This is a genomic window from Streptococcus sp. ELY_125, from assembly GCF_058314535.1.
Genome location: NZ_JBZFUM010000002.1, coordinates 176,753 through 187,267, shown reverse-complemented (window position 1 = coordinate 187,267; position 10,515 = coordinate 176,753). Strand labels below are relative to the sequence as shown.

At 40.6% G+C, this 10,515-nt stretch carries 14 protein-coding genes; 8 read left to right on the top strand and 6 right to left on the bottom strand.

All coding sequences use genetic code 11. The features are described 5' to 3' along the window. Positions 1–170 precede the first annotated feature (170 nt). A complete protein-coding gene (locus AC4HAL_RS01810; protein WP_491092690.1) occupies positions 171–680 on the top strand; it encodes a YiiX/YebB-like N1pC/P60 family cysteine hydrolase in 510 nt (169 codons plus the stop codon). Between the two features lie 25 nt (positions 681–705). On the opposite strand, the gene AC4HAL_RS01805 is transcribed toward AC4HAL_RS01810, so the two are convergent. After that, positions 706–1,266 carry a TetR/AcrR family transcriptional regulator gene (locus AC4HAL_RS01805; RefSeq protein WP_491092689.1) on the bottom strand — a complete coding sequence of 187 codons (561 nt, stop codon included), beginning with the start codon at positions 1,264–1,266 and terminating at the stop codon, positions 706–708. Between the two features lie 140 nt (positions 1,267–1,406). On the opposite strand from AC4HAL_RS01805, the gene AC4HAL_RS01800 reads away from it, so the two are divergent. Then, positions 1,407–2,030, top strand: coding sequence for an NAD(P)H-dependent oxidoreductase (locus AC4HAL_RS01800; protein WP_491092688.1), 624 nt, complete (start codon positions 1,407–1,409; stop codon positions 2,028–2,030). 70 nt (positions 2,031–2,100) lie between these two features. On the opposite strand, the gene AC4HAL_RS01795 is transcribed toward AC4HAL_RS01800, so the two are convergent. Further along, a complete protein-coding gene (locus AC4HAL_RS01795; protein WP_491092687.1) occupies positions 2,101–2,451 on the bottom strand; it encodes a nuclear transport factor 2 family protein in 351 nt (116 codons plus the stop codon). A 90-nt stretch (positions 2,452–2,541) separates the two neighbouring features. Between AC4HAL_RS01795 and AC4HAL_RS01790 the strand changes: the two genes are divergently transcribed. The 6 genes from AC4HAL_RS01790 (at position 2,542) to AC4HAL_RS01765 (ending at position 6,042) form a co-directional block, all read left to right on the top strand. After that, entirely contained in the window at positions 2,542–2,844 is a 303-nt protein-coding gene (locus AC4HAL_RS01790) for an ArsR/SmtB family transcription factor (RefSeq protein ID WP_491092686.1), read from the top strand. Between the two features lie 41 nt (positions 2,845–2,885). Further along, on the top strand, positions 2,886–3,455 hold the full coding sequence (locus AC4HAL_RS01785) for a TetR/AcrR family transcriptional regulator (protein ID WP_491092700.1): 570 nt from the start codon (positions 2,886–2,888) through the stop codon (positions 3,453–3,455). Then, positions 3,452–3,916: a cysteine hydrolase family protein gene (locus tag AC4HAL_RS01780; RefSeq protein ID WP_491092685.1), complete on the top strand. Its 465-nt coding sequence runs from the start codon at positions 3,452–3,454 to the stop codon at positions 3,914–3,916. The genes AC4HAL_RS01785 and AC4HAL_RS01780 overlap by 4 nt, the downstream gene beginning before the upstream one ends. Before the next feature lie 17 nt (positions 3,917–3,933). Then, positions 3,934–4,260: a DUF2568 domain-containing protein gene (locus AC4HAL_RS01775; RefSeq protein WP_491092684.1), complete on the top strand. Its 327-nt coding sequence runs from the start codon at positions 3,934–3,936 to the stop codon at positions 4,258–4,260. A gap of 595 nt (positions 4,261–4,855) precedes the next feature. Beyond that, complete coding sequence (locus AC4HAL_RS01770) at positions 4,856–5,356, top strand: YbhB/YbcL family Raf kinase inhibitor-like protein (protein WP_447451687.1); 501 nt, start codon at positions 4,856–4,858, stop codon at positions 5,354–5,356. Positions 5,357–5,382: 26 nt separating this feature from the next. Beyond that, complete coding sequence (locus tag AC4HAL_RS01765) at positions 5,383–6,042, top strand: DUF1803 domain-containing protein (RefSeq protein WP_491092683.1); 660 nt, start codon at positions 5,383–5,385, stop codon at positions 6,040–6,042. Positions 6,043–6,172: 130 nt separating this feature from the next. Here AC4HAL_RS01765 and AC4HAL_RS01760 read toward each other — a convergent pair whose 3' ends face one another. The 4 genes from AC4HAL_RS01760 to AC4HAL_RS01745 form a co-directional block, all read right to left on the bottom strand. Continuing rightward, complete coding sequence (locus tag AC4HAL_RS01760) at positions 6,173–7,177, bottom strand: FecCD family ABC transporter permease (RefSeq protein ID WP_491092682.1); 1,005 nt, start codon at positions 7,175–7,177, stop codon at positions 6,173–6,175. Further along, the gene (locus AC4HAL_RS01755; protein WP_447451684.1) at positions 7,174–8,199 is read right to left on the bottom strand and encodes a FecCD family ABC transporter permease; all 1,026 of its coding nucleotides are present in this window, start codon (positions 8,197–8,199) and stop codon (positions 7,174–7,176) included. Before AC4HAL_RS01755 ends, AC4HAL_RS01760 begins: the two co-directional genes overlap by 4 nt. 14 nt (positions 8,200–8,213) lie before the next feature. Beyond that, positions 8,214–9,143 carry an ABC transporter substrate-binding protein gene (locus AC4HAL_RS01750; protein ID WP_491092681.1) on the bottom strand — a complete coding sequence of 310 codons (930 nt, stop codon included), beginning with the start codon at positions 9,141–9,143 and terminating at the stop codon, positions 8,214–8,216. 437 nt (positions 9,144–9,580) lie between these two features. Beyond that, entirely contained in the window at positions 9,581–10,366 is a 786-nt protein-coding gene (locus AC4HAL_RS01745; protein WP_491092680.1) for an ABC transporter ATP-binding protein, read from the bottom strand. Positions 10,367–10,515 lie beyond the last annotated feature (149 nt).

The window sequence follows — 10,515 nt, the reverse complement described above, 5'->3', positions numbered from 1 at the left end:
GGTTATAATCTGGCTTTTCTTTGTGAAACATGGCCTTACCTCACAAACTGTTTTCTTTTAGTATACTCCTAAACAGAGCAAAAAGCTCTTAGAAATGTAATTCCAAGAGCTTTGTCTTCAGTCTGAAGCCAAGGACTTTTGTCCTTGGCTTTAATTTATAGGAAAAACAAATGAAGACAGACCTAATACAAGAAGGAGAGCTCCTGTTTACAGTAGGCGATTCAGAAATGGGACAGGCTATCACGACCGCCACAGGTGATTACAGTCATGTTGCTATCTATCTCGAAGGAAGTATTTATCACGCGACAATAGACCAAGGGGTATCTAAACAGGATTTAACAAGCTTTTTGGAAGAAAATAAGGTTGTAGATGCTTTTTTCTATCCAGAGATCAAGGTTAAACAAGTCCTTAGAGGAGCTCAGACTCTACTTGGAAATCCTTATAATATTAGCTTTTATCCTGACGGAACAGGTTTTTACTGCTCTCAGCTCATTGCACATCTTCTTCCGATTTTTGAAGAAATTCCAATGCAATTTGGAGACAGCCATCAAGATGTGACAGATTTCTGGCAGGAATACTACGAGCAGCTTGGTTTAGCTGTCCCTAAAGGGCAGTCTGGGACCAATCCGAGCCTTCTAGCCCAATCATCTCAATTACTTTATCGCTGTCGGATAAAATAATTGCACTAAATTTATAACTTTAGCCCTATATGATGTTCATAAAGGCCTTATGCATACGGTAGGTGAAATCTGTTAGGTCTTCGTTAGGCCCATGTTCAATGGTCCACTTCATCAGTGACCGGACAATAGATGCATATAGTTGGGTCAAGAGTTCCAGAGGAAGATTGTAGGATGTTCCCTCTCTGAGCAAAAGCTCTTTGATATATAGCTGACAGAGATGGTCGAATTGCTCCTCAAAACCTTGTTGATTATCCAAAGGAGTTTTTAATAAGGCCTTTAGAAGGGCTGTGTTTTCCTGATAAAATTGATAAATATCCCCTAAAAAGTCCTTTAGTTGACCATTATCCAAATTTTCCCCATATTTAGCCGCAAATTTTTCCTGAAGAGGGTCCAAAGTTTTTGCAATGAGCTGTTCAATAATGTCATATTTATCCAAGTAGTGGCTGTAAAAGGTAGAACGACTGACTAGGGCTTGCTTGCAAATATCTTGAACAGTCAGGGAATAAAAACCCTGAGTCAAAATGAGATTGGTTAGAGCTGCTTCAATATCGCGCTTGGTCTTAAGAACTCGAATATCTTGCACCATATAATTTTCTCCTATTTGTTGCTTATCAAACATATATCATACATAATGTACGATTTCCTACAGATTATAAGAAAATATGGATTGTTTGTCAATACTAGTCACAATATACTAATGGTGTTGATAAATTAAGGAGAAATCATATGAATATTTTAGTCGTCAATGGGCATCCTGATCGAGAGAGTTTTAGTCAGGCAATTTTTGAAACCGTGATGGCAAACCTAGATTTTGCCCAACATCAGGTGGAAACATTGGAGCTTGGCCGCCTGCAATTTGATCCGATCTTGCGCTATGGCTATCGCAAGCGCATGCCAGAAGATGAGACGATACTTTTGTCACAGGAACTTATCCAGTGGGCCGATCATTTCATCTTTGTTTATCCGATTTGGTGGAGCGGCATGCCTAGCCTTATGAAAGGCTGGATTGATCGTACCTTTACTCCGGGTGTTGCCTATTCTTCTAATACCGAGGGTAATTTCATCTGGAATTACCTGCGTGGACAGCAATTTCGCAAACTTTTAAAGGGAAGAACGGCAGATATTATTGCGACCTCCATGGCCCCCAGCTGGTGGTATAAACTCTTTTCTGGCTGGATCAGTGTGCCAGATAGTTATGGCCTAGCAGCATTAAAAAGTGCTGTTCTCAATCATTGTGGTATTAAAACGCGGCGCTTAATAGTGCTGGGCAATATGGGGCGTGAAACTTGTACAGAAGCAAAACGAAAAGCTTTTTTGAACAAAGTAGGTGTAACTGTCAAAAAGCTATAGAGAATATAAAAATTAAAAGCGTTTGAAATTCAGTGATTTCAAACGCTTTTAAAGTGGTTCTGATTTTACATTAATGGTTGCCTATAACTTTGAGATGGGTAATCTGGCCGCTTACTACTTTTGCAATGTCTTTACCTGTCAAAGTGAAATAATCGCCTGATTTTCTGCGACAGACAACACCCCAATTGGCCTGAAACCAGCCATCATTTTGCTTCTCAATATCCCATAAATGCTTAGTTGCTAGATTTCGACTGAAGAAAATTTTAAAGAAATTTTCAATTTCTGCACGTCCCCTATAGGTATGACCGTCATTGGCCTCAATAACAGCATCTTGGGTAAATAATGCGCGGAGTTCCTGAAGGCTGTTTTCATTTTGAACAGCTAGATCAGATAGTTCAAAGTAGCGGTTTAATATGTTCATGTAATAACCTCCTCTTTAATAATTCGATGCAAATTGAACAATTGTATTATAGAGCTTTTTCTGATAGAATGCAAAGAAAGGAGTGATAAGGTGAAAAATTTATCCCATCCTGCAACAGCAGATATTAAACTAGAGCAAATTCTTTATGCTTTGAGTGAGCCTATTCGTTTAGCCATTTTTCGAGAATTATATAAATCTAAAAAGGAAAGAAACTGCAGCTACTTTACGGACTTGGGAAGGAAAAATAATTTGTCCCATCATTATAAAATGTTAAGAGAAAATGGATTAATCAGAGTTCGTATAGAAGGACGACAGCGCTTTATTTCCCTAAGACTAGATGAATTGAACGAAAGATTTCCAGGACTGCTAGAGAGCATTTATAAAAGTCTATAAATGATATGAGGAGCTGAGAATAAAGAGGGGCTAAGGACAGTATCCTTGCCGCTGCCCAAAGCTTATTTCAAGAAAAAAACTATCAAACCGTGGGAGTACGAGAGATTGCGAAGCGTGCAGGTTGTTCACACACAGCCATTTACCTCTATTTTAAAAATAAAAGTGAGATTCTCTATGAGGTGGCGCATAAGCCCTTAGAAAAACTGTATCATACCTTACTTGCTCTGGAAGAGCAAGATTTGACACCCAGTGTAAAATTATTAGAAGGAAGTCATATCTTCATACAGTTTGGCTTTGATAACTATAATTCTTTCTCCCTGCTTTTTCTAGATGATGGTGAACGTGTGGATCAAGAGCAATTTACCTATCCCATTAGTGAGCTTCGGATGAAGAGTTTCCAACTTTTGAAAGAGACCGTTACGAGTTTACTGAGTCCTGATTTGACGCAGGAACAAGCTCTCAATGTTGTGCGCGGTGTTTATCTTTTTCTCCAAGGCATGGTAACTAATTATGCAGATGGTCAGACCAGTTACGATGAACGCCTGCGCACTATCGTAACAGACTATTTAACCTACACAATTATCCAAAAAAGGAAGGAAGAATGTCAATGACTCATTCTTATTTATTGGTTATTGATATGCAAACGGATTATGTTGGAAAGGGAAAATATCGCTCCAATTCCCAATTATTGTCAGCGATTAATGGTAAAATAGCCAGCTATCCTGAAGGTCATGTGATTTATATTGTCAATCGTTTCTGGTGGGAGCTTAGTAGGAAGCCCAAGGTATTTGCTCAAGGTTTGTCGCTTGTATCAGATCACATATTTGAAAAACGGCGGGCATCTTGCCTAAACAATACTGCCCTCTTGACCTTCTTAAAGGAAAGAGAGGTCAGAGAGTTGGAAATTATCGGTGTTGATGGCAATGCTTGTGTTAAGGCTTCTGCCTTAGCAGCGGCTCGGTCTGGATTCAAGGTCAGCCTAGATTTAAATGGTATTGGGGTTGCCAATCAGACCAAATTCATGAAAACAAAAGAGAAATTACTGGCAGCAGGAGTTTCTTTTGTGAATTAGAAAGGAGGCAGATCTAATTGTCCAGTATTATGATTAGCATTCGTTTTTTGTTAGAACTGGTAACTGTCATGGGGTTACTAGGCGGTCTTCTCACTGAAAAACTTTGGACAGTCAAAATCGGTTTTGCCCTTTTAGGCTTACTAATGGTGCTTGTCTGGAGCCGTTATGGTGCTCCCAAATCATCTCAGGCTTTGACAGGTCTTTCTAAATTAGGCTTGGAGGTTCTTGCTTTTGGGCTTGGATCAGTAGGGGCTTTCGTTCTTTATGGGAAACATATTGGCTGGTGCTATACGCTGATTGCCCTAGGGGATTTGCTTGAAATCTATCTACTGGGCTTAAATTAGTGTTGAGATTTTTGAAAAAACCACCCTTTAATTAGTTGAAAGACGGATTAAAGGGTGGTTTTTAGGAATGCTGGATTATTTAAAAAAAACGCTGTGGGAATGTAAGCATATCTTTAGCAACAATCTCTTGGTAGCGATCAGCCGTCATGATTTTTTCAGGAGTTTCATCCGATTTTTACAGGCTGTGCTGGAAAAAAGCTTGTCACCATATTTCTGAAAATAAATCCTACCTAGTTGAGCTAAGCTCAGGCTCTTCCCGAGATCGAAGATTTTAGTTAGGAGGCCATTGAAAGGCAGGTAGCCTAATTCAGTTAAAACCAAGCAGTCGATCTCATTTAGCGAATAATTATCTAAACTTTGGTTTTTAATAACATCAAGATAATTAAGCAAATTAGCCATGAAATTTACCCTCCGCAATTGAGGGCATTATGCCACAATTTTAATTTAATCAGAATTTATAGCTGACTAGATCTGTCAGTTGAGTTTGAACGAGATGGATATGATTTGTTATAATGGTAACTGACATAATGATTGGCTCTGGAAAATATAGTTTCAAGAGATTTTTTGATCTAAATAATAATAGGAGGTGAGAGCGATGGTCGATAAGCTTAAGTTTACCTGCCCAGGAATTTTTGAAGGGGGGCAATTTCCTATTGATAATACAGGACGTGGGAAAGATCAATCGCCTGCTTTCTACCTCGACAATCTATCGCCTCAGGCCCAAGTACTCGCTATTATCTTAGAAGATTTAACCCACCCTCTGAAGAAGGAATTTACTCACTGGTTAATATGGAATATCCCAGCTTCTAGTCGTATTCCATCAGGTTTGATGGGCGGGTTTGAAGCAGAGAATTTACCTTCGGCGCGTCAAGGATTGGCTTATAGAGGATACCGTTATGCAGGTCCTAGACCACCCTTGGGGCAAACGCATGACTACCGCTTTACGGTCTATGTCTTAGACCAGTCTATGGAGCTAGGCAGATGGACGTGGAAACCCCAGCTTTTAAAGGCTATGCAGGGGCATATCTTACAAAAAGGACAGCTAACCGCTAGTTTTGGTAGTGAAAAACCATTGACGCCAATTCCAGCGAGCTAAAAACAGAAAAAAAGCTAGGAGGGCTAATGATTCTTGTTTTTAATCCAGATCGGCTGACAGGTCAGCCTTTTTTCCGAGATCTAATAAATTATCTCTATAAGCGTAATGACGTGAGCTTGAGACAGATCAAACAGGACTTTCCTCAAGTTAAGCAGTTAGAGCGCAGTTTAGAAGAGTATATACAAGCTGGTTACATCAGACGGTATCAACGCCGCTATTATCTGCAAATACAACTGACGGAAAATGAAGACCAGCTGCAGGAAATTCACTTAGATGATAGCCTATTTATTGACAGTCTCAGCCCCGCCTACCAAAAACTCTTAACCTTAGAATTTAGTACGCGTCTTGCTAATAAGACTAATCAGGCTGTCTTGATCGAACAGACAGACTTTGCTAGAACGCGTCTTACCTTATCCAATTATTTTTACAAACTTAAATCGGGTTACCCTCTATCTCAAGAACAGCAGATCCTTTATGCTATTCTGGGAGATGTTAATCCTGAGTATGCGCTCAAGTATATGACCACTTTTCTTTTGAAATTTGGTCGCAAGGATAGGGTTAAACAGAAGCGACCGGATATTTTTGTCCAAAGTTTGGTTATTTTAGGCTACATAGCAGAAATAGAGGATCAGACATACAGTCTAACGATGACATTTGATCATGAAAAACTAATTTTTCACGTATAAAAAGAGCCAAGACGAGGCTCTTTTTGCATGCAGTAATTTTATTGCTTGTGCATCGGGTGCTTTCTCACCCCTAAAAACTAAACCCGTTAGCCAAAGTACAGGCTACCGTCATATCATCACAAAGTTAAGCTTATTTTGTCTCTGTCACCATAAGATAGAGAAAATAGGGTGCTCCAATAATAGCAACGATAATACCCGTTGGAATACCTGTACCTACTAGGAAAATACGACCAATAGTATCTGCAATGAGTAAAAGAATCATACCAATAAGCATGGAGGCAGGGAGACTGATCTGGTGTTGGTTGCCTAACCAACGCTTGGTAATGTGACCAGCGACGAGACCAACAAAGGTGATATTTCCAACTAGAACAACGCTGAGTGAAGCAAGAGCTGTTGCTAACACCAAGACAATCAGACGTTCCCGCTGCAGGCGAAGTCCCAAAGCAAGGGCTGTCTGCTCATTAAGATTCATGATATTGAGAGATTTACTGCGGCTAAATGTTACTAGCCAGATAAGAAAGAGGACAGGAGCGAAGGATACTAGAGTTGTCCAGTCATTACCTGTAATTTTCCCGCTCAGCCAGGAAATAATATACTCCATCTTATTATCATCGCTTTGGCTAACAATTGCAATCATGATGCCTGAAAACATGCTAGAAACCCCAACGCCTGTAATAATGAGACGGGTAGGACTGATATCATGATTCTTTTGCCAAGACATCAGGTAAACGAGGAGTATAGCTCCAGCTCCACCAAACATAGATAGAATAGGAAGTAAGCTAGTAGTTTCAATACTGCTAGCATTGAGAACACTGATTGCAATCGCCATAAGGAGCCCTGCTCCAGCATTAATTCCTAGGATTCCCGAATCGGCCAAGGAATTTTTAGTCAAGGTCTGTAAGAGGGTTCCTGCCAAAGCGAGAGACGCCCCACCTAGCATGCAAGCTAAGATACGCGGCAGCCGAATTCTGGTGATGATGAAACTAGTTGCCGGTTCACTTTGGCCGATAAGCAGGTCAAAGATATCCTTCAGTGAGGATTGAGCATAGCCGATAGACAGCGATAAAATAATAACTAATAAGAGCAGACTGATAAGTAAAGTAAAATGTTTAGCCGGAAAGAGTGGTTCCTTCATAAGTGTCCTCCTTTTCTAACCAACCATAGGAAACAAGGAAGACCAACTAGGCAGACAAGGGCGCTGATAGGAACTTCTGTTGGGGGATTGAGTGTTCGGCTGACCACATCGACCCAAATCATAAAGGTAGCCCCTGCAAAAGCTGTCAGTGGAAGCAGATAGCGGTAGTCCCTAACGATGAAAATTCGGATGAAATGTGGGACGATTAGACCGATGAAAGCTATAGAACCAACTAGAGCCACGGCTCCAGCCGATAGGAGTAAGACAATACCTAAAAGTATAAAACTAATAGCAGTTGTACGCTGTCCCAAGGCTTTTGAGACGGTTTCGTCAAGACTTAAAATTGTCAGCTGATGTGATAGCAATTGAGCAAGGAATAAGCCTGCTACAATAAAGGGGGTAATAATAACCAGCATTTTCCAATTAATCTGAGAAAAGCCTCCAGCCTGCCAGCCGATAATACTCGTTTCTAAGTGAAAATAGAGAGTTATGGCTTGACCTATAGATGCACAAAGGGTAGAGGTCATAGCTCCAGCTAAAATAAGCCTAATAGGGTGGTATCCTTTTCGCGGCTGATAAGACAGACCAAAGATCAAACAGGCTGTCACAAAAGATCCCAGTAAACAGACGAAAAGAATAGCTGTATAATGTAAACTGCCCCAAATAGCATATCCAATGATTAAGGCGAGTCCAGCTCCAGCATTGATTCCTAGCAACCCAGGATCGGCAATAGGATTGCGAGTAACGCCTTGCATAATGGCACCAGCTTGGGCCATGGCTGCCCCGACTAGCATAGCCGCTAGTAATCTTGGCAGACGCAAATCAATGATGACATCCTGCAGTGATGAGTCATATAAAGGATGCTTAATGACTTGCCAAAGCTGATGTTGACTGTAGTTAACAGCCCCAAAACGCAAAGCCATGTAGCAGGCGACGATAAAAAATGCTAAGATGATGAAAAAAATAAGCCAAGTCTTGCTTGGCTTATTTTTCTGACCAAGAAGTGTTTCTTCTTTGTTCATTAAATCCCTTTCCCTTATTGTTCAGCCTTCTTAACAGCATCAACGAAGGCAGGTAACTGTTTGTCTAAGGACATTGGATCAGAGAAGTAAAAGAGAGCTTCATCAACTTCTAGAACGTGCTTATTTTGAACAGCAGGGACATTTTGCCAAACATCGCTCTCTTTAAGGGAGGCAGCAGAGTTTTTGGTAGCCTTGCTGACGTTAAGTAACGCATAATCACCGATATAGTCCCCAATGACTTCTTGAGAAACACCAAAGTAACCGGTTTTAAAAACATCGTCTTGAACCTTTTGTGGTGCGGCATAGCCCAAAGCATCATAAATCAGTTCACCACCGCGTCCCCAATTCTTGCCATACAGATAGATGTCTTTATCATAGAAATCCATGACAGTAAAGGTGGTGTTTTTAGGAAGGATACTGCTAAGCTCCTTTTTGGCCTTGCCTGTTTTTGTTTTCCAATTTTTGAGCCAAGCCTGGGCTTTATCCTCCTTATCGAAGACCTTTCCTAAATCAGTTAGCATCTGTAAGTAGTCTCGCTTACCGTACTCAATCACTAAAACAGGTGCGATTTCTTTGAGCTGTTTGATATTTTTATCGGTTGAAAAAGCGATGATAAGATCAGGTTTTTCAGCAGCAATAGCTTCGGTATCCTCAGATGTGAGTTTTTTGGCACCTTTAAGCTGATCACCGAAAGCAGGGCTATCCTTTTCATTATCTAAAGAATAGCTGGAAACATCAACACCTAGTTCTAGGAGGTAGCCCGTATAAGAGTAGGCAAAATTAACAACTTTTTTAGGGTTTTTAGGCACCTTGCCGTAGTAGGTAAAGCCTTCAATTTTAGGTTTGTCGGAAACCTCTTTGTCCTTATTTTTTGCTTGGTTTCCGCAAGCCGCAAGAACAAAGACGGCCAGTACGGCCAAAAAGGCCGTTAAAATTTTCTTCATAAGTTTTCTCCTCTTTATCAAGATACAAAGCCGTTAAGCACTCCAAGGAAAAATAGGGAACCAGCCGAAGAATCAGTAAGATTCTAGGAGGGGGAGCTTTTTCACAGGAGTGTAGGCGTGTTCAATTACTAAGATACAAAGCCGTTAAGCACTCCAAGGAAAAATAGGGAACCAGCTGAAGAATCAGTAAGATTCTGAGCAGGTGAGTCTTTTTTCACAGGAGTGTAGGCGTGTTCAATTATCAAGATACATAGAAGCAATTCGCTTGGTAATAGCGAAAATCTCTGACGGAAAAAAACTCATAAGGTCTGGGGACCTTTTAAGGTTGTACTTAGGATGATGAACGACAGCGCATCACAAATATAGGAGCCGTGTCCTTGTACACAAGGGAGTCGTTTTTTCCGAAACGATTAGCTTCATGCTCAATTGAAATCAATCTATTTTATCAGCTGGTAAGTCAGCAGAATAGGGCAGTGATGGATAGGATCTTCAGCTAGCAATGCTTCAATTCTGAAGATCTCTTTTAAAATATCAGGGGTCATAATCTGATCGACAGGGCCTTCGTAGCGAATTTCCCCATCCTTTAAAGCAACAAGGTGATCAGAAAAACGGGCTGATAAATTGAGATCGTGCAGTACCATGATAATCGTCTTGCCAGCCTTTTGATTAAGATCTCGAAGCAATTCCAAAATTTCTAGCTGATGATTCATATCTAAATAGGTAGTCGGCTCATCCAAAAAGATAGTATCAGTATCTTGAGCGAGAGCCATAGCAATCCAGACGCGCTGGCGCTGACCGCCGGATAGACTGTCAACATCAACCTTGGCAAATTCGGTCACCCCAGTAACTTCCATAGCCCAGTGAATCTTGTTACGATCTTCCTGAGTCAAACTACCCAAATATTTTTGATGAGGAAAGCGACCATAGGAAATCAAATCGTAAACAGAGATACCCTGAGTAGCCTCTAAAACCTGCGGGAGAAGTGCTAACTTTTTGGCAACTTCCTTAGTTGATAGATTAGCAATGGCTTGTCCATTTAGATAAATCTGCCCTTGTTTAATAGCTTGAATTCGAGTCAGGGCTTTGAGTAAAGTAGACTTACCGCAGCCATTAGCCCCAATAATGGTGGTAATTTCACCTTCAGGAAGACTTAGAGATAGGTCATCAATAATAACTTGGTGATCGTAGGCAACCTGAATCTGGTTTGCACAAATCTTTGACATAGAACCTCCTTTCAAAAGATATAAAAAGTACTTCAAAGGTCCTAGCCCTTTGAAAGGGAAAAATGAAGCTAACAAAGCTAACCACATTAATTCACGAAACTAGAAAATTGGCAAACAAATCCAACAAGTATCAATGAAAAATCGCAATA

Bases quoted from the DNA above. Each gene is read 5' to 3' on its own strand.
- AC4HAL_RS01810 (WP_491092690.1), top strand. From the start codon at position 171: ATGAAGACAGACCTAATACAAGAAGGAGAGCTCCTGTTTACAGTAGGC.
- AC4HAL_RS01805 (WP_491092689.1), bottom strand. From the start codon at position 1,266: ATGGTGCAAGATATTCGAGTTCTTAAGACCAAGCGCGATATTGAAGCA.
- AC4HAL_RS01800 (WP_491092688.1), top strand. From the start codon at position 1,407: ATGAATATTTTAGTCGTCAATGGGCATCCTGATCGAGAGAGTTTTAGT.
- AC4HAL_RS01795 (WP_491092687.1), bottom strand. From the start codon at position 2,451: ATGAACATATTAAACCGCTACTTTGAACTATCTGATCTAGCTGTTCAA.
- AC4HAL_RS01780 (WP_491092685.1), top strand. From the start codon at position 3,452: ATGACTCATTCTTATTTATTGGTTATTGATATGCAAACGGATTATGTT.
- AC4HAL_RS01770 (WP_447451687.1), top strand. From the start codon at position 4,856: ATGGTCGATAAGCTTAAGTTTACCTGCCCAGGAATTTTTGAAGGGGGG.
- AC4HAL_RS01765 (WP_491092683.1), top strand. From the start codon at position 5,383: ATGATTCTTGTTTTTAATCCAGATCGGCTGACAGGTCAGCCTTTTTTC.
- AC4HAL_RS01760 (WP_491092682.1), bottom strand. From the start codon at position 7,177: ATGAAGGAACCACTCTTTCCGGCTAAACATTTTACTTTACTTATCAGT.
- AC4HAL_RS01755 (WP_447451684.1), bottom strand. From the start codon at position 8,199: ATGAACAAAGAAGAAACACTTCTTGGTCAGAAAAATAAGCCAAGCAAG.
- AC4HAL_RS01750 (WP_491092681.1), bottom strand. From the start codon at position 9,143: ATGAAGAAAATTTTAACGGCCTTTTTGGCCGTACTGGCCGTCTTTGTT.
- AC4HAL_RS01745 (WP_491092680.1), bottom strand. From the start codon at position 10,366: ATGTCAAAGATTTGTGCAAACCAGATTCAGGTTGCCTACGATCACCAA.